Annotated in this window: 11 protein-coding genes; 4 read left to right on the top strand and 7 right to left on the bottom strand. The window is 64.6% G+C overall.

The window, feature by feature from the left end:
- The first annotated feature begins 16 nt into the window (after positions 1-16).
- The 3 genes from GTZ99_RS00205 (at position 17) to GTZ99_RS00195 (ending at position 5,319) form a co-directional block, all read left to right on the top strand.
- Entirely contained in the window at positions 17-2,050 is a 2,034-nt protein-coding gene (locus GTZ99_RS00205) for a TonB-dependent receptor (protein WP_161716282.1), read from the top strand.
- 69 nt (positions 2,051-2,119) lie between these two features.
- Positions 2,120-3,580 carry a hypothetical protein gene (locus tag GTZ99_RS00200; RefSeq protein ID WP_161716281.1) on the top strand — a complete coding sequence of 487 codons (1,461 nt, stop codon included), beginning with the start codon at positions 2,120-2,122 and terminating at the stop codon, positions 3,578-3,580.
- Between the two features lie 23 nt (positions 3,581-3,603).
- Complete coding sequence (locus GTZ99_RS00195) at positions 3,604-5,319, top strand: hypothetical protein (protein ID WP_161716280.1); 1,716 nt, start codon at positions 3,604-3,606, stop codon at positions 5,317-5,319.
- Positions 5,320-5,379: 60 nt separating this feature from the next.
- Here the strand turns inward: GTZ99_RS00195 and GTZ99_RS00190 are convergent, their stop codons facing one another.
- From GTZ99_RS00190 to GTZ99_RS00175, 4 genes are read right to left on the bottom strand one after another with little or no spacing between them, the layout of a single operon-like run.
- Positions 5,380-6,396: a LysR family transcriptional regulator gene (locus tag GTZ99_RS00190; protein ID WP_161716279.1), complete on the bottom strand. Its 1,017-nt coding sequence runs from the start codon at positions 6,394-6,396 to the stop codon at positions 5,380-5,382.
- A 14-nt stretch (positions 6,397-6,410) separates the two neighbouring features.
- A complete protein-coding gene (locus GTZ99_RS00185) occupies positions 6,411-7,331 on the bottom strand; it encodes an NAD-dependent epimerase/dehydratase family protein (protein WP_161716278.1) in 921 nt (306 codons plus the stop codon).
- A gap of 38 nt (positions 7,332-7,369) precedes the next feature.
- Positions 7,370-8,785 carry a sulfatase family protein gene (locus GTZ99_RS00180; RefSeq protein ID WP_161716277.1) on the bottom strand — a complete coding sequence of 472 codons (1,416 nt, stop codon included), beginning with the start codon at positions 8,783-8,785 and terminating at the stop codon, positions 7,370-7,372.
- A 2-nt stretch (positions 8,786-8,787) separates the two neighbouring features.
- Positions 8,788-11,148, bottom strand: a complete 2,361-nt coding sequence (locus tag GTZ99_RS00175; protein ID WP_227711002.1) for a TonB-dependent receptor — start codon at positions 11,146-11,148, stop codon at positions 8,788-8,790.
- 228 nt (positions 11,149-11,376) lie between these two features.
- Between GTZ99_RS00175 and GTZ99_RS00170 the strand changes: the two genes are divergently transcribed.
- The gene (locus tag GTZ99_RS00170; RefSeq protein ID WP_161716275.1) at positions 11,377-12,516 is read left to right on the top strand and encodes an FAD-dependent monooxygenase; all 1,140 of its coding nucleotides are present in this window, start codon (positions 11,377-11,379) and stop codon (positions 12,514-12,516) included.
- Positions 12,517-12,698: 182 nt separating this feature from the next.
- Here GTZ99_RS00170 and GTZ99_RS00165 read toward each other — a convergent pair whose 3' ends face one another.
- The 3 genes from GTZ99_RS00165 to GTZ99_RS00155 form a co-directional block, all read right to left on the bottom strand.
- Complete coding sequence (locus tag GTZ99_RS00165) at positions 12,699-14,222, bottom strand: carboxylesterase/lipase family protein (protein ID WP_227711001.1); 1,524 nt, start codon at positions 14,220-14,222, stop codon at positions 12,699-12,701.
- 4 nt (positions 14,223-14,226) lie between these two features.
- Positions 14,227-16,461 (bottom strand): beta-glucosidase family protein, encoded by a 2,235-nt coding sequence (locus GTZ99_RS00160; RefSeq protein WP_161716274.1) that lies wholly within the window; start codon positions 16,459-16,461, stop codon positions 14,227-14,229.
- Positions 16,462-16,570: 109 nt separating this feature from the next.
- Positions 16,571-18,718, bottom strand: coding sequence for a TonB-dependent receptor (locus GTZ99_RS00155; protein WP_227711000.1), 2,148 nt, complete (start codon positions 18,716-18,718; stop codon positions 16,571-16,573).
- Positions 18,719-18,802 lie beyond the last annotated feature (84 nt).

Here is an 18,802-nt window from a genome sequence, read left to right as displayed (position 1 = left end):
AAATGGGAGGGTTATAATGAAAATGTCCGCATATGTTTGCGGGGTGTCCTCGCTGTGCCTGATCGCCGCGTGGGCGCCTGCCGCCGCTGCCGAAACCAGCGCCGAAAAGCCCAGCCTGAACGACATTGTCGTGACCGCGCAAAAGACCACCTCGACGCTGCAAAAGACGCCGATCGCCATTTCGGTGGTCAAGGGCGAGGATGTGGCCGCGCTGGGCCAGACGTCTGCCGATGAGGTGTTGAAAAGCGTCTCGGGCGTCGAGGTGCAGGGCGCGGCGCGCGGTCAGGTGATCGCCATTCGCGGCCTTGGCACTGATACGCCTCCGGGCGTGGGGGAAAGCTCGGTCTCGACCAATTTCGATGGCGTCTATTCAATCCGCGCGGAATCGAACACGCTGGGCTTTTACGATCTGGAGCGCGTCGAGGTGCTGCGCGGGCCGCAATCGACCCTGTATGGCCGCAACGCCACGGGCGGCGTGGTCAACATGATCAGCGCCAACCCGGTGCTGAACCAGCGCAGCCTGAACGTCTCGATGGGGGCGGGCAATTACAGCCTGATGCGGGGCGAGGCCGCGCTGAACCTGCCGCTGGGGGACACGGTGGCGTTGCGTGTGTCGGGCACGGGCATTTCACGCGACGGCTATTTGAACAACGGCCACGCCGATCAACAGGGCGCGGGCCTGCGCGCCAAGCTGTTGTGGAAGCCCAGCGCCGAGCTGTCGGTGCTGACCGGGTTCGAAGGCGCATGGCTGAAGGGCCACGGTTCGGGCGGGGTCGAGGTGGCCAATTTCGCCGCCGGCCAACATTACACCACCGCTGACAGCGGCATCGGCGGACAGGACTATTTCGGGTACAAGGTATGGGGTCAGGTCGACTGGAAAGTCGGCCCCGGCACGGTCACGCTGATCCCCGCCTTCCAGCACGGCAGCGGCACCAACAATGGCGTGTTTGGCGGGCGCGGCACCTATGGCTCCGACCCGGCCAACATCGATCAGGGCAGCGTGGAATTGCGCTATGCCTCGGCGCCGGGGGCAAAGGTGCAATGGCTGGTGGGCCTGTACCACTATGACTACAGCCAATACACCTTCTCGCTGGACAATGCGACCTATGGCAGCTCGGCCGGGTACAGCTATAACCGGGGCATCTCGAACGCGGTGTTCGGGCAAGTGACGGTGCCGCTGGCGCCGGGCCTGCGGCTGATCGGCGGCCTGCGCCAGACCTGGGACAAGCGCCGCGCGTCGGGCACCGATGTGTTCGGCAATATCGTCGGCGGCTCGCTCAGCAACAGCTTCTTCGACTATCGCGGCGGGCTGGAATATGATCTGGGCAGCCATTCGCTGGCCTATGTCACCGCGTCCAGCGCGTTCCGGCCGGGCGGGGTCAACCCGTTCAACGGCTCGACCTTCCTGCCCGAACGGCTGCACGCCTATGAAGTGGGCGTCAAGAACCGCTTCCTCGACAACCGCCTGCAACTGAACCTCAGCGGGTTCTATTACGATTACAGCAAATATCAGGTGGTCGATTTCTTCATCGGCGCGACCGGCCCCAATCTGGTGTTCTATAACGTCGATGCCAAGAATTATGGGCTGGAAGCCGACATGCAGGCCGCGCTCAGCACCGCCGACACGGTCAACGCCAGCCTGACCTATCTGCATTCGCGGATCGAGGGCGACCTGATCCTGCACCCGGCCGATCCCTTTACCTCGGTCAATTTCCGGGGCGAACGCCTGCCCCACGCGCCCGAATGGACGATCAAGGGCGGCTATCAGCATGTGTTCGACCTGAACCGCGCGGGCAGCCTGACGGCGCGGGCCGATCTGCGTTACGTGTCCAAACAATATATCGCGCCCAACAACACCAGTGGCGCGACGCAGGACGCCTATGCGACGGTGGATGCCTCGCTGGCGTGGCGGTCGGCCAATGACCGGCTCAGCGTCACCGCCTTTATCAAGAACATCACCGACAAGGCCGTCAAGACCGCCTATTTCGTCGGCTATGTCATGGTCGGCGCACCGCAGACCTATGGCTTTACCGTCTCGGCCAAGTTCTGACGACGGTTGGGGGCGCGCGCCTGTGGGACGCGCCCCCTTCTTCCTCTCCCCTGCACAAAGGTCTGTCTGATGACCAAATACCCTGTGGGCCTGCGCCCGCTGTTGCTGGCGGTCGCGCTGATCCCGATGGCCGCGCTGGCGGTGCCTGTCATGGCCCAACCCGCCCCGCCGCCCGGCGCGCCGCCCGCGTTGCCCAATGGCGGGCCGCCGCCCGCGATGCCCAATGGCGGGCCGCCGCCCGCGATGCCTTCCATGGCCGATACCGCCTATGACGCGCTGATCGCGGTGCGCGATGGCCGCCTCACCCACACTCTGCCCGGTCGCGCGGCGGCCTCGGCCACGTTGGTCGCCGGGGCGCATATCACCTCGGCCCGCGATGGCCAGAACGGCGTGTGGATCAGCGGCGGGCACAGCGCCTTTACCCTGCGCAATGCGGCGATCCGCCTGTCCGGCACGGGCCGCAATGACTTTCTGGGAATCGGCGCGGGCGTGCTGGTGCGCGACGATGCCGCCGCCGTGATTGACCACAGCCGGATCGAAACCCGTGGCGCGGTCGCCTCGGCGCTGGTGGTGGCCGAAGGCGCGACCTTGCGCGTCTATGACAGCCATCTGGTCGCCCATGGCGGCCCCCTGCCCCGTGGCTATGTCCGCCACATCGGCCCCGGCATGATGGAGCCCCCCGCCCCGTTGGGACTGGACGGCACCGCCCGCGCCTTTCTGGCGATGAGCAACGCGCGCGCCTATCTCTACCGCACCACGATCGAGGCCGATGGCTGGGGCGCGCTGTCCACCGATGCGGCGGGCGGCCACCTCTATGTCGAGGCCAATGATTGCACCATCCGCGTGACGCGGCGCGGCTATGGCGCCTATGCCGATTTTGGCGCGCATGTGGTGTTGAACCGCGGCACGCTGGACAGCGGCGCCGATGGCGCGATCATCGCTGGCCAGGCCCGCATCGACATGACCGATGTGCGCGCCACCGCCGCCCGCACCGGGGTGATGATCCATTCAGTGATGGGCAACCCGCAAGAGGTCGCCACGCTGAACCTGACCCGCACCACGCTGACCACCACCGGCCCGGCACTATTGGTCAAAAGCGCCAATGCCCGGATCACCCTGCAGGGCGGCCAGATCACCAGCGCCAGCGGCCAATTGCTGACCCTGCGCCGCAACGATGACCCCAACGCCACCCAGACGCATGGCGCGATGGTGCCGGGCGTGGTCCTGACGCTGCGCCAAGCCGCGCTGAAAGGCGATGTTGCCAGCTATGATCCCGACCGCACGCTGACCCTGACGCTGGACAATAGCCGTTTGCAGGGCGCGCTGCGTGGCGTGGTGCTGAACGCCACTGGCCAAAGCGGCTGGACCGCCACCGCCGCATCGGACGTGACGCTGGCCAATGCCGGCAGTGCCGCACTGATCGACGCGCCTGCTGGCGTTACCGTCACCGCCACCTCCACCGACCCCGCGCTGCCTCCGCAATCGCGCAGCCTGCCCGGTGGCGGCACGTTGATCATCCGCCGCCCCTGATCCCTGCCCTTTGGAGAAAACCCATGTCACGAATGACCCTGCACCGCGTCACATTGGGCGCATCGCTGATGGCGCTAATGGCCTCGACCCTGCACGCCGAACCCGCCCCCGCATTGGTGGCGGCCACCACCACCTTTGCCGATCTGACCATCGCCCCCGGCCAGATCCCCGCCGCGCCTGCTGGCAAGCAACTGACGCTCAGCGTCGATGGCGTCGAACTGCCGCTTGCCCCTGGCCATTACACCGGCGCGGTGACGTTAAGCGTGACCGATGACATCCCGGTGAACTATCACGATGTGCTGAAGCACAATTTCCGCGCGGGGGCCTATGTGCAGGACGGCGCGCTGGTGGCGGGCAAATCGGCGCTGGCAACAGTCACAGGGGCAACCATCACCGATGGAGTGATCCAGAACGCCCGCATCACCAGCCGCGCCGAACGGTTCAACGGCATCATCATCACCGGCAAGGGCCATTACCGGCTGGACCACCCCGTGATCGAGATGACGGGCAATGGCGGCAATGACTTTGCCGGATATGGCGCGGCGATCACCGCCACGGGCGACGCGCAACTGACCATCGAGCGCCCGGTCATCCGCACCCATGGCGCGATCCGCACCGCCGTGTTTGTGGGCGGCAATGCCACCGTCCACATCAATGACGCCGATATCGAAGTGCTGAACGGCACGCTGCCGGCCGATTACACTTTCACCGTCGACATGGGCCGGATGATGGAAGTGCCATGGATGCTGGGCCTGTCGGGCAATGTCCGGGCGACCAATCTGGTGGGCAATGGCACGGTCTATTACAACCGCTCGCACATCCGGGCGCAGGGCTGGGGCGCGATGTCCACCGACGACAGCACGCATGTCCGCATGTTCGTCAATGACAGCCTGATCGAGGTGACCGAGAGCGGCTATGGCTGCTACTCGATCGGCGACAGCATCGACACCTTTACCCGATCGACCATCCGGGCCGCCGATATCGGCTGTATCATGGCCGCCGAAGGCAGCGTGGTGTTCACCGAAGGCACCCATGTGCAATCGGGCCGCTATGGCGTGATGATGCATTCAGGCGATGGCGGTGGCCGTCTGGTGATCGACAAGGGCAGCGTGATGCAGTCCGCGCAGACCGCCATTCAGGTCAAGGGATTGGGCACCACCATCCTGGTCGATGGCGCGCGGGTGACGGCGGGCAACGGCATCCTGTTGCAAAGCATGGAGAACGACGACCCGTTCATGAAGGCGATGATGCGCGGTGAAATCCCCGCCGGCATGCTGGCTCCGCCGCCGGGGGTGGCCGCCGCCGCGCCCAAGCCCAAGCCCAGCCCCGATGTGCTTGCCACCTTCCGCAACACCGCGCTGGTGGGCGACATGTTCAACGCCCGTCCAACCGGCAGCGCGATGGTGCTGACGTTTGCAGGCGCGCAGATCACCGGCCGCCTGTCGACCGCCACCGTGGTGGCGGCCAAGGGCGTGGAACCCACCCGCGCGACGCTGACCGAGATCGGCCATGTGGTGAACACGCCGGGCGCGGTGGCCGGTGGCAAGGGGCTGAAGGTATCGCTGGACGGGGCCTCGCGCTGGCGGGTGACGGGCACGTCCTATCTGACCGATCTGACGCTGGCGCCCGGCGCGCGGCTGGAGGCGGCGTCAGGCAAGCTGAACCTGAGCGTCAATGGCCGCAAGGTGGCGGTCAAGCCCGGCCACTACACCGGGGCGATCATCCTGCGGGCCGAATAAACGCTGCGGCCCCGGTGGGTGATCCCGCCGGGGCCGTTGACGCAATGGGCGCGGCAGCGATCAGGCCATGCCGCGCGTGCTGGGATGATTGGCCTGAAACTGCACGGCAATCTCGTCCGCGCGGGCGTCGGCGATCCGGGCCAAAGGCACCACATTGGTGTCCGCCGCAGGGCCGCTTTCCTGCGCATAGGCGGCCAGACGTTCCACCACCCAGCGCAGCGCCCGGTCATTGTTGTTGGTGATGTGCCACTGCACCGCCTCGCGGATGGGGGGGATGTCAAACGGCACCTCGCGCTGGATCAGCGGCAAAGTCTGCACCATCTGCGCCGCCAGACGGCGATGCATCGTGGCAATCCGGCGCGTGCCCAGCACCAGCCCCGGCAGCGACAGGAAACTGGGCGCGACCACCTCGATCCGGCGTTGCGTTTTTTGCCGGCGCACGAACCAGTCGTCAAAGGCGGGCGTCCGGCTTTTCCCGAAACGGGCGGTGACATGGCCCAGCGCGAAATATTTGTCGCGCGTCATCTCGCCCTGCATGGCGGCATTGGCGGCATCGCCCACCACCACATAGTCATCCTCGAACATCAACTGGCTGGGGTGGTCGGAACTGATGGCATAGTCGATGGTCAGCAACAGGTCGATCTGCCCACGCTCCAGCGTGTCGATGGGGTTGTCGCCCATCGGCTGGATCTCGAAACGCATATGCGGCGCTTCTGCCTCCAGCATGCCCAGCGCGCCGGCCAACAGCACCTGACACGAATAGTCCGACGCCATGATGCGGATCAGCCGGTCGGCGGTGGCCGGATCGAATTCAGGCTGGATGGCAATGGTTGAACGGATCTGCTCCAGCACCGCGCGCACCGGCTCGATCAATTCCTCGGCGCGGGCGGTCAGCACCATGGAGCGCCCCTTGACCACCAACAGCTCATCGCCAAAGTAATCGCGCAACCGGCCCAGCGCGCTGCTGGTGGCCGATTGCGACAGGCACAGTCGATCCGCCGCCAAACTGACGCTTTTTTCCGACAGCAGCGCGTCCAGCGCCACCAGCAAATTCAGGTCCAGCCGTTGAAACCGCATCTCCCGCTTTCCTTTTATGTCAGCGTCGTCAGCGCGCTGGCCACCAGAGTAGCCAGATCGCCATCATGCGCAAATCCGGCATTATGCGCAGCGGGCGTTTCCAGCGGCGGCTGTGCCCCGAATGCCACTTCCAGCGCGGCATCGGGCTCATAACGCACCAGATCGGCCGAAACGCCGCACTGGCGGGCGATTTCGGCGGCCATGTCGCCCATCCGCACCCGCAGAGCAGGCAGCGTCACGGCGCGCGTCACCGGCATGGCCGCGCCGTCCATGGTCAGTGCATGCAGGAAATTGCGCGCCACACGGTCGACAGATTCCGCCCAGATCGTCGCCTCGGCCGACACCGGGCAGACGAACGCCTCGCCCGCCTGCAACGCGTGGAACAGATTGGACATGAACGCGCTTTTCATGCCCGATGGCCCCTTGGGCCGCGCCAGAATGCCCGGCAGGCGCAGCGACACGCCATCGATGGCGCCACGATTGGTGAACATCGCCACCGCGTCCTCCATCATCGCCTTGTGCCCGCCATAGACCATCTTGGGGCTGAGCGGGGTGGCGTCATCGACATGGGCAGGCAGCGGATCGCCAAACACCGCGATCGAGCTGGCATAGACAAAGCGTACACCCGGCGTAACCGCGCTGGCCTCCAGCATCAGGTCATACATCGCGTCAATGTTGATCCGGCGCGAGGCGGCCGGGTCCTGCTCGGCCGCGCCACCGGGCACCGTGGCCAGATGGATCACCCCCGACACACCGCCCGCCAACGCCTGCGCGCGCAAGGCCGCATCGGCCAGATCGCCCGCCACCACCCGCGCGCCTGCCGGAATGCCACCTGCGACCGTATCCATCGCCACCACATCATGGCCGCCCGCCAGCAACAGCGCCACGATCTGCCGCCCGACAAAGCCGCCAGCGCCGGTCACAAGGATACTCATCTGCAATTGTCCTGTCTGATAGTGTGGGAAAGGCGCGATCAATAGCGGTCAGGATAGTGATCACGCACATTTTCGGAAAAGGAATCCGCCGGATAGGGCAACATGCCCGCGTTCCATTGCGCCCATGTCGCACGCATCCGGGCCAGCCGGTCAGGATCGAGGGCGGCCTGATCGGCCCGTTCGCGCGCGTCGACGGCCAGATTGAACAGATGTTCCTTGCCGCCCAGCTTCAGATATTTCCAATCGCCCTCACGCAGCGCGGCCTGATCGCCCGCCTTGAACCGCCAGAACAATTGCCGCGCCACCGGGGCCGCGCCGCGCGCCAGTTGCGCCGACAAGTCCGCCCCGTCAAACGCCACGCCCGCAGGCAATTTGCCCCCCGCCATGGCCAGCAGGCTGGGCAGGAAATCCATGTTGGTCACCACCTGATCGCTGATCGATCCAGGGGCGATCCGGGCCTTCCAGCGGATCAACAGCGGCACGCGGATGCCGCCCTCCAGCAATTCGCCCTTTACCCCGGTAAACGGCCAGGTTTCGGAAAAGCGTTCGCCGCCGTTGTCGCTGGTGAAAATGACGATGGTGTTGTCGGCCTGGCCCGTGCGCTCCAGCGCGGCCAGCACCTTGGCGACATTCTCGTCCATCGCCTGCACCATGCGGCGATAGGCCTCCAGATTGCCGCCATCATAGTGATAGGAAGCGCCGATGCGGCGGGCCAGTTCGGCGTCCTCTCGGTTTTCCCAGGGCCAATGCGGCGCGTTGAAATGCAGCGATAGCAGGAACGGCTTGTCGCCCGCCTGCTCGATCACCTTGACGGCCTCGTCGCCGAACATGTCGGTCAGATAGCCTTCCTGCGCCGTACCCGCATTGTCGCGCGCCAGGCCGATGCCCACATCGCGCCCACCCACCACCATATGGTGCCGGAAGTAATCGGCCGCCCCTTCGACGATGCCGAAAAAGCGGTCATAGCCATGCTGCAACGGCCCATGGCGGGGCGGTTCGCCCAGATGCCATTTGCCGATCAGGCTGGTGGCATAGCCCATCTGGCGGAACACGCCCGGCAAGGTGGGGCGGTCAAACGGCACGCCCAGACTGGCCAATGCCTTGGCGCCCAGCGGCTCTTCCAGCCCAACCGGGAAACGGTACTGATAGCACCCCGTCAGCAATGCCGTGCGCGAGGGCGAGCAGATCGGGCTGTTGGCATAGGCCTGTCGCACGAACAACCCCTGTTGCCCGATGCTGTCGATCGCCGGGGTGCGGATGTGGTGCGATCCGGTGAACGACAGATCGGCAAAGCCCATGTCGTCCGCCATGATAAAAACGATGTTGGGCCGCGCGGGCATCGCCCCCACCGTGCGTGCCATCAGCGGCCCACACAGGCCAGCGGCGCCGAGGGCGGTGGCCGCCCCCAGCGCCTGAACGATCTGCCTGCGCCGCAGGCCCGACCTCTGGCTCATCGTCAGAACGCGGCCGACAGGCGCAGCCCATAGGTACGCGGCGCGCCATAGCGTGCCACCGCCATGCCAATCGGCGAAAGCTGCGGCGTGACCATGCGGCGCACGTTTTCGACATTGTTGACATAGGCACCCAGCGACCAGCCACTGCCCGCCTTGCGCAGCGTCAGCGACAGGTCGGTGTTCCAATAGGCCGGGATATGTTCGAACGAGAGATGTTCAAACGCGCCCCACTGGTCCGACCGCCACGAGGTGTTGACGCTGCCCACCACTTCAAAGTCATGCGTCAGCGGAACGATCTGTTCCAGCCCCAGATTGACCGTCCATTCGGGCGAGAACAGCAGCGAATTGCCCGAGCAGTTGAAGTCCTTGACCGGCGCGCCACCAGCGGTTGCGCCCGTAAAGCTATAGGGGCAGCCGATATTGTCGCGCGGCGCGGCGGTGTACAGGTGCAGGTCGTCATACTTGGCCGACAGATATTGCACCTTGGCCGACAGGGTGGTGTTGGGCATCGGGCGGGCCACCACGTCCAGATCAAAGCCCTTGATCGTCGCGCGCCCGGCGTTCTCGTTCGAGTTGATCAGCGTGCCGCTGCTGTCCACCGTGAAATAGGTGATCTGCTGATCCTTGTACTTCCACAGGAAGGCTTCGGCGTTCACCTGCAGGCGGTTGTTGAAGAAGCGGTTCTTGGACCCGATGGTAAAGGCGGTGATGAACTCGGGCTTGTAGCGCGACTTGCCCTCGGCCAGCTGGAAACCACCGGCGCGGTAACCGCTCTCGGCCGAGATGAACAACAGCGAGCGCGGGCCCACGTCATATTCGGCCGCCAGCTTCCACGTCACGCGGTTATAGCTGCCGCTGTCGACCACCGGGTTATAGGTTTTGAGCACCACACCCGCGCCCGACAACAGCGGGAACACCTGCACATTGGCCTGATCGGTGCTTCCCGGCGCGATATAGCCGTTCGAGGCCATCCAGCTGACGGTCTGCCCCGTGGTCAGATAGTTGGGGAAGTGCGGCAAGGCGCCCGGCGCGGCGCAGCCGATGCCGAACGAGGCCGGCGGCGTCACCGGCGGAATGCCACCGCAGAAGGCGATGAAATTGTTGATGATGCCGTTCATGTCCTTGTGGTCATGGGTGTAACGGGCACCACCCACCAGACGCAGCTTGTCAGTGATGTGGCCGGTCAACTGGCCAAACAGCGCCCAGCTGTTCGTCTTGTGCGTGTACGACTGGATCGGCAGCACGAATTCCTGGTTATATTCGTTGCGAGCGACGATCTTCTCGTTGAACCAGAAACCGCCCAGCACATAGTCCACCTTGCCGCGCGAACCTGCCAGACGCAGTTCCAGACTGGTCTGCTTGTCATGCTCGTTGTTATAGGCGGTGTTGAACGCCGGGCCATAGAAATAGGCCTCGCCCTTGGACTCGCGATAGGCCGGGATCACCGTCACCTTGCCCAGCGACGTGGTCCAGTTCACCTCGGCATTGAGGCCCCAATAGGTGTAATCGGTCGACTGCTGGCGGTTCATCGCGTTCAGGAAGCCAAAGCCCGGCGCGCCCAGCTGGGTCTGGCGCCATGCGTTGGCGGCGGCCGTGTTGAAGCCTTCGCTGGTGTCAAACGGCCCCGGAACAAAGCCATAGGTGCCCGGCGTGAACGAGCCGACATAGCTGCTGCCCGCGCCAACGCCGCCCACCGCCGTCCAGTCCGCGCCCAGACGGATCGACAGATCGCTCGACGGTTCGATCAGGTATTGCACGCGGAAACCGGTGCGATCCAGATCGTCCGAGCCATCGCGGTTATAGCCATCATGCGACTGGCGCGTGGCGGCAATGCGCAGCGCGGTATGGTCCGAGGTAGCCAGGTTCAGATAGCCCTCGGCGCCCAGCGCGTCGTGATTGCCATAGGACAGGGTGAAGCCCATCTTGGTTTTGCCCAGTTCGGGGCGGGCAGGAATGATGTTGACCGCGCCGCCCGTGGCGTTGCGGCCATAGAGAATGCCCTGCGGGCCTTTCAGCACCTCGACGCGGGCCAGATCATAGAATGCGGCCGAAAAAGCGCCCGCAGCGCGGCCCATCACCACGCCGTCATAGCTGGGCGTGACGGCCGGATCGTTGTACGAGCTGTTCGTGACGTTACCCACGCCGCGCAGAAAGATCGAGGTGTTCGAACCGCCGCCATTGGTCACGGCGATGGCGGGCACCTGCTTGGTCAGATCGGCTGCCGAAACCATGCCGCGCGCTGCCAGATCGGCGCCCGTCACCGCGTCAATGGCGATGGCCGCGCGCTGGATGCTTTCCACCTTGCGCTGGGCGGTCACGACGATTTCGCCAATGCCGGTCTCTGCCGGGGCCGCTTGGGCCATCGCTGGCGCTGCGACAGCGATCGCGCCCAACGAAGCCGTCAGACAGGCGCAATGCCTCACCAAATTACGCATAAAACCTCCCCTCATGGTGTTTCCACACAGTGCTGCACGCACTTGTTGTGCCTTTGGGTAGCGCGTGGGGGGCCATCCGTCTTACCGATTGTATCGATAGTCGTGCATCCATGGTTCGGATTTGCCTATTGCCGGGCCATCATTAGGCATGAGGCCATGGAACGGGAGAACATCACCAGCGTCGCAAAGGCGCTGATCGTAGGCGGTGGTATCGGTGGCATGGCCGCCGCCATCGCCATGGCTGAACGCGGAGTGCGGGTGGATCTGATCGATCTGGACCCGCAATGGCGCGTGTATGGTGCGGGGATCACGATCACCGGGCCGACGCTGCGCGCCTATCGCAGGCTGGGATTGCTGGACGCGATCAAGGCACAAGGGGCGATCACCAACAAGACGCGGTTGTTCCGTTATGACGGCACGCATATCAAGGATCTGGACGAGCCGGTTATCGAGGAAGGCCTGCCCGCCACCGGCGGCATCATGCGCCCCGTGCTGCACCGCATCATGCAGGCGCGCGTCAATGAACTGGCCATCCCTGTGCGTCTGGGCCTCAGCGTCAGCGCGGCGGTCAACACCGGCGATGGCGTCGACGTGACCTTTACCGACGGCAGCACCGGGCGGTATGATCTGGTGGTGGGTTCGGACAGCGTATTTTCGGGCATGCGCGATCTGGCCTTCCCGCATATGGGCCCGGCTGTGCCCACCGGCCAGGGCTGCTGGCGCATTTCCATCGCCAAGCCGCCAGGGCTGGAATATGGCGAATTCTATCTGGGCCACGCCAACCCTTGCGGCATTACCGCCTGCAGCCCCGACAGCGTCTATATGTGGATGCTGACCGCCCATGTCGAACGCGAAACCTTTATGACCGAGGACGAGCTGTTCGACGAACTGCACCAGCAACTGGCTGATTTTGGTGGGAATGCGGGCTGGATCCGCGACAATATGACGCGGCAGGACTGGATCAACTATCGCCCGCTGGCCGCCGTGTTGCAGCCAAAGCCTTGGTACAATGGCCGCATCGTGCTGTTGGGCGATGCGGTGCACGCCACCACGCCGCATCTGGCATCGGGCGCGGGCATGGCGGTGGAAAGCGGCATCGTGCTGGCCGAGGAACTGGAGCGCGCGGACAGCGTCGAGGCGGGCCTGAGCGCCTATCAGGAACGCCGTTACGAGCGCTGCCGCGATGTGATTGAATCGAGCGTTTCAGTCGGCCGCCTGCAATTGGCGCATGGCGACCCGCGCGAACACGCCACTATTCTGGAAGGCGCGCTTTCCAGATTGAACCAGCCGTTCTGAACGGCTGACGTTCTCTCCTAACGCCTTGCGGGCGCTGCACCGAAGTGTTGCAGCGCCCGTTTTTTGTGCGCAGCATTTCGCGCATGCAACATCGGCTCACCACCTGCCATGGCCACAAAAAGGGGGCCGGAAATCCAGCCCCCTTCCCCCTGTTCAGTGCGACCCGGACAGGCTTTGTGTGATCATTTGCCCTCGGCGCGGCGTTCGACAAAGTTCAGCCGCGCCGTGTAGGGGTCCTCGATATGACGGGCGCCCGCCGCATCCAGCATCTGCACCGTGGTGGCAGTGGGTGTCGCCAGGGGCCAGGCAGGCACCCCGGCACCATCTGGCGCACCGGTCTTGATGAAATTCACCCAATACCGATGCATCTGCTTGGCCACTTCCAGCTCTTCCGGCTTGGGCGCAGGGCCCTTGCGCAGTTGCAAAGTGTCAAACGCATAGGGAATTTCGCTGGCGTGTGGCGCACCGCCCATCGCCGGGCCCATCTCGCTGGCCGGATAGCCAAAGCGATAGATCCACGCCTTTTCCCCCCGCGCGGACAGCGTGCGTGCCATCAGGCGCGCCGGTTCGATGAACATCACATCGGCGCTGGTCATCGTGCCCACCTGCAACCCGCTGGTGGTGCCATCGGCATCATACAGCTTGCGCGCGGCATCGGCATCGGCGCCATAGGCGGCAAAAATCTTGTCCTTGTCCGTCACCATGGGGAATCCATCGGCCGAATTGGCACCGATGATCACCGGCACACGCGCCATCAGGCCCGCCGCCGCCGCATCCACCGCCACGCCCAACAGCGTGCGCCCATCCAGCATCGGCCCGGAATACCCGCGATCGCCCATGCTCATCATCGAAAGCGTGCCGGTCACCTTGTCCTCGGGCAAGGCGCGCAACTGGGCGGCGGTCAGGCCGGGGGCAAAACGTTCCCCCGTCCGCGCGGCCGATGCCATCGTCGGCTGGGCCAGCGTGGCGCGGCCACCGCCCGATTCGACGATCACCCGGTGGAACAACCCCTTGGCCTCGGGTGCCTGCAACAGCATCAGCATGCTCATGCCACCGGCGCTTTCGCCAAACACCGTCACCTGCCCCGCGTCACCGCCGAACTGCGCGATATTGGCCTTGACCCACTTCAGCGCGGCGATCTGGTCCTGAAACCCGAAATTGCCGCCCAGCCCTTCGGCCGCCAAACCGGGGTGCGCGAAAAAGCCATAGCGGCCAAGGCGATAGTTGATCGAAACGAACACCACGCCATCGCGGGCAAAATTATGGCCCGAATAAACCGCCGGCGAAGAGCCACCGTTCACAAAGCCGCCGCCATGAATCCACACCACCACCGGCAGCTTGGCGCCGGGCTTGGCGGTCGCTGGCTTCCACACGTTCAGATACAGACAATCCTCACGCGGGGAGGTCTGGATCGGCGCGGCGTCGGGCGGGAACGGTGCCTGCGCACAGTCATTGCCATAGGCGGTCGCATCGCGCACGCCCGTCCACGCCTTGACCGGCTGGGGCGAGCGCCAGCGGTTGGCGCCCACCGGGGCCGCCGCATAGGGGATGCCCTTGAAGCTGACGACTGCGCCGTCCGCAGAACCGCGCAACGCACCAGAGGCGATTTTGGCCGTGGGGGCCGCGCCCTGCGCCAGAGCGGTCTGCCCCAGCGTCAGAGTCGCGGCCAATGTTGCGGCCATCGCCGCCAGTGCCTTACGCGTCATGCCTTCAGTCCTTCCACTTGCGAGCGGCCAGCTTCACCGTCACCGGCGTCTGGAGATGCTCGGCGTCCTCACCCAAAGCAAAGCTATACGTACCGGCAGCCACCTGCCAGCCATCCTTGACCCAATCGGCCAACAGGCGCGAATCAACCGGCACCGTCACCGTCTGGCTGGCGCCCGGCGCCAGGTTGACGCGGGCAAAGCCCACCAGACGCTGCTTGGCCGCGCCGTTGCGGGCGGTCAGATAGACCTGCCCAACGGTCGCGCCTTCACGCGCGCCAGTGTTCTTGACCGTAAAGGTGGCAAACAGACCCTTGCCCGGACGATCGACCACAGACAGGCCATTGCTGGCAAAGGTGGTGTAGCTCAGGCCAAAGCCGAAGGGGAACAACGCCTTGGCACCCGTGCGGGCGAACCAGCGATAGCCCACGTCCGAACCTTCGATGTCATAGTTCGCGCTCAGCTTGGCACCGGGGAACGGCGGATCACCGGCAAAATTGGCCTCATACTGGTTGTAACCATCCAGCACCGGACGCGGCAACTGCTTGACGCTGGCCGGGAACGTGATCGGCAAGTGGCCCGAGGGGTTGGTTTCGCCAAACAGCACGCTGGCGATGGCATCGCCACCACGCGCGCCCGGATACCACGCCTGCACCACGCCAGCGACCTTGTCCAACCACGGCATGGCGATCGGGTTGCCGGTTTCCAGCACGACGATCGTGCGCGGATTGGCCGCCGCCACTGCCGCGACCAGCGCATCCTGACCATTGGGCAGCGACAGATCGGCCTGATCCAGACCCTCGCTCGACCACTTGGTCACGAAGACCACGGCCACATCCGACTTGCGCGCCTGCTCGACCGCATCGGCGATGTAATTGCCGTCGCGATAGGTAACATTGGCCTGCGGAGCCAGCTTGCGGATGGCGGCCAGCGGGGCCGAACGGTGGTAATGCTGGGCCATAAAGCCCGCGAACGGCCCTTCGCCACCCAGCGGCACGGCCACGGCAGGCCCGCCCTCGCTGTTCACCTGGCTGGAGCCGCCACCCGACAGCACGCCCGAATTGGCATAGCCACCGATCACCGCGATGCTCTTGGCGCTGGCGGCCAGCGGCAGTGCGCCGTTGTTCTTCAGCAGCACGATACCCTGCTTGGCGGCCTCAAGCGCGACCAGACCATTGGCGGCAAAGTCGATCTTGCCACCCGGCTGCGGCTGGCTCTTGTCCAGGCCAGCAGCGTAGATGGCGGTCAGCACGCGGCGGTTCATGTCGTCCAGACGGGCGGCCCATGCCTTGTCGCCTGCCGCGCGCGCGGCCAGCTTGTCAGCAAAGAACACCGCCGGGTCAAGGCTTTCGCCCGACTGCTGATCCAGACCATTGATCGCGGTTTCCAGATTAGGCACCGCGCCCCAGTCGGACATGACAAAGCCCTTCCAGCGCCAGTCCTTCTTGAGCACCTTGTTCAACAGCCAGTCATTGCCGCAGGCCGGCGCGCCATTGACCACGTTATAGGCGCACATCACCGACAGGGGCTGGCCCTGCTCGATCCCGATCTGGAACGCCAGCAGGTCGCTCTCGCGCGCGGCGGCTTCGCTGATGCGGATGTCGACGAATTTGCGGCCCGTTTCCTGACCGTTCAGCGCGAAATGCTTGATGGTCGAAATGATGCCCTGCGACTGAATACCGCGAATCGAGGCGCCCACCAGCATGCCCGAGAGCAGCGGGTCTTCGGACAGATATTCAAACGTGCGGCCATTGCGCGGATCACGCGTCAGGTTGACGCCGCCGGCCAGCAGCACGTTAAAGCCCTTTGCCCGGGTTTCGCCCGCGATCATCGCGCCGCCCTGATAGGCCAGTTCGGGGTTCCAGCTGGACGCCAGCGACAGGCCCGAAGGCAGCGCGGTCGCGCCATCCTTGCGCAGGCCCATGACATAGGACACGCCCAGCGAGGCGTCCGTTTCCTTGAGCGCCGGTACGCCCAGACGCGCGATGCCCGCAATGTAGCCCGCACCGGGGATCGAATCCGCCGGCGGCGGCGGAGTACCCGGCATCAACGGCAGCGGCATGATGCCATGCGTCAGAACAGTCTTTTCTTCCGGCTTCATGGCGCGGACGGTGGCATCAGCGCGGGCCGCCGCAGCGGCGATCGTCGCAGCTGTCGGCGCCTGATCGGCGGCCATCGCGCCTGCGGGCATCATCAGCCCCATCAGCGCGCTCGACGCGATCAACATTGTCTTGGCTTGCATTCCGTCCACTCCAAAAAAATTTACCGGGGTCTCAAAAATAGAAAAAGGGGCGAGCCAAGGTTTTCACCCCAACTCGCCCCCTCGGGTTTAGCTCATGAAAGCACTGTTATCAGAACTTGGCACCGGCGCGGATGCCGAAGGTGCGCGGATCTTCAAACACCGCCGTGCCGGCAAAAGTGCCATTGGCCGAAACGCTGGTCAGGACCAGACGGTTCTCCAGGTTCTTGCCGAACACGCCAACATAGTACTTCTTGTCGGGCGCCGTGTAGGTCAGCGAGATGTCCGACTTGGTATAGTTGGGCTGACGGAAGAACACGCCATTGCCGATATCGGTCAGAGCATAGCTCGCCGAGATGCGGGTCTTGGCGTTGAGCGCCAGTTCAGCGCCACCACCCAGCGGCTGGGTGAAGGTGTAGCCCAGCGAGACCACCGACTTGGGGCTGCGGTTCAGCTGAACCCCAGCGAAGTTGGCATTCGCACCAGCCACCGGCGGCGTGTAGTTGCCATAGCGGGCGTTCAGGAAGGTCACCATGGCTTCGAACACGTGGTTCGGCGCAGGCTTGAAGGTGGCTTCCAGTTCCACACCGTCAACCTTGGCGGTCGCGGCGTTGGCGGTCACCTGGCAAGGGCCGCCGCAGACGTTCTGCACCGACGACACCTGCAGACCACTGTAGTCATAGTGGAAGTAGTTGCCGTTGAAGCGCAGCTTGTTGTCAGCCGTGTGCAGCTTGAAACCGACTTCGTACGAGGTCAGCGTTTCCGGCGCATAGTACAGCGCGGCAGCCGGCAGGGCGCAGCCCGGAGCGGTACCGGTTTCGCAACCGTCGTTGAAGCCACCAGCCTTGTAACCGGTCGCAACCGAGCCGTAGAACAGGCCCAGACCCGGCACGTCATAGTCCACACCCACGCGCCACGTCGTCTTGCTGAAGTTGCGGCTGGCGTTGTTGGTCTGGAAGGTGGTGCGCGCACCGGTGGTCAGATCGTCATTGACGGTCGCGCCCACGCGGCTCTTGTCGTCGCTGCTGTAGCGGATGCCGCCGGTGATCTTCAGCTCAGGCGTGAAGTTGTACGAAGCCTGACCGAACACACCCTTGGACACGGCAATGGTCGGGTCCTGCGGGAAACCAAACTGCGAGTTGGGGCCGAAGAAGTCGAGGATGAAGAAGGCAATGCCCGACTTTTCCTTGAAGTAGTAACCGCCGGTCTGAACGAACAGGTTACCCGACTTGAACGCCAGACGCGCTTCCTGGCTGGTCTGCCAGTAACGGCCGGTGAACCAGTCACGGTTGCCAGTCGTGGCCGTACGCGCCAACGTCGAATGCATAAAGCGATTCATCGTGCGGTACGAACCCAGATAGGTCAGCGTCAGGCTGTTCGACAGGTTCCAGTCGATCTGGCCCATCACGCCCTTGCCCAGCTTGCGCTCAACGCCCTGCCACTGCTCCGACAGGCTGCTGCTGCGCTGGGCGGTGGTGTCGCTGTTGACCACATAGGCCGCGTTGATCGGCGTACCGGCCACCGAAGCGGCAGCGGCGCTGGCAAAGAAGTTGGTGGTCGGCACGGCGTTCACGCCATAACCGTTGTCCAGCGAGTAATCCGCCTTGACCAGAACCTTCAGGTCCGAGGTGGGCTGCCACAGAGCCGACAGACGCGCGGCAAACACGTCCTTGAACGGACCCCAGTTATAACGGTCGCTCGAGGTCTTGTTCACAAAGGTGTCGCGACGGTCATAGTTGACCGCAGCGCGCACGGCGAAGGTGTCCGACACCGGCACGTTGATCGACCCGGACGCGGTGATGTGGTTGAAGCTCTCGTAAGAGACGTCAGCCGAGCCACCGAACTTGAACTTGGGCGCGGCCGAGATCACGTTGACCACACCAGCGGTCGTGTTGCGGCCATACAGCGTGCCCTGCGGGCCGCGCAGCACTTCCACGCGCTCGATGTCAAAGAAGCTGACTTCCTGGGCCTGCGGACGGGCGATGTACACGCCATCCAACAGGAACGCGGCCGAGGGGTCACCCTTTTCAGTGCCGTCGGTGCTGGTCACGCCGCGGATCGTGATCTGCAGACCGTTGCCACGAACGATCGACACGTTCGGCACCGAGTCAGCCAGCTGGGTGGTGTTGGTGATACCCTTTTGCGTCAGCATTTCGCCGCTGACGGCCGTCATGGCGATCGGCGTCTTCGACAACAGGGTTTCGGTACGAGTGGCGGTCACGATGATGTCGCCGTCTGCATTGACGGTAGTTTGGGCCATCGCAGGCGACGTCATCAGGGCAATAGCGGACGCTACGCCCAAATAGGCGACCTTTCTCATAACTGCATCTCCTCCAAGGGGCCC

This window comes from Novosphingobium ovatum (assembly GCF_009909235.1).
Lineage (GTDB): Bacteria > Pseudomonadota > Alphaproteobacteria > Sphingomonadales > Sphingomonadaceae > Novosphingobium > Novosphingobium ovatum.
The sequence above is the reverse complement of the archived record's forward strand: the minus strand, read 5'-3'. Positions and strand labels throughout refer to the sequence as shown.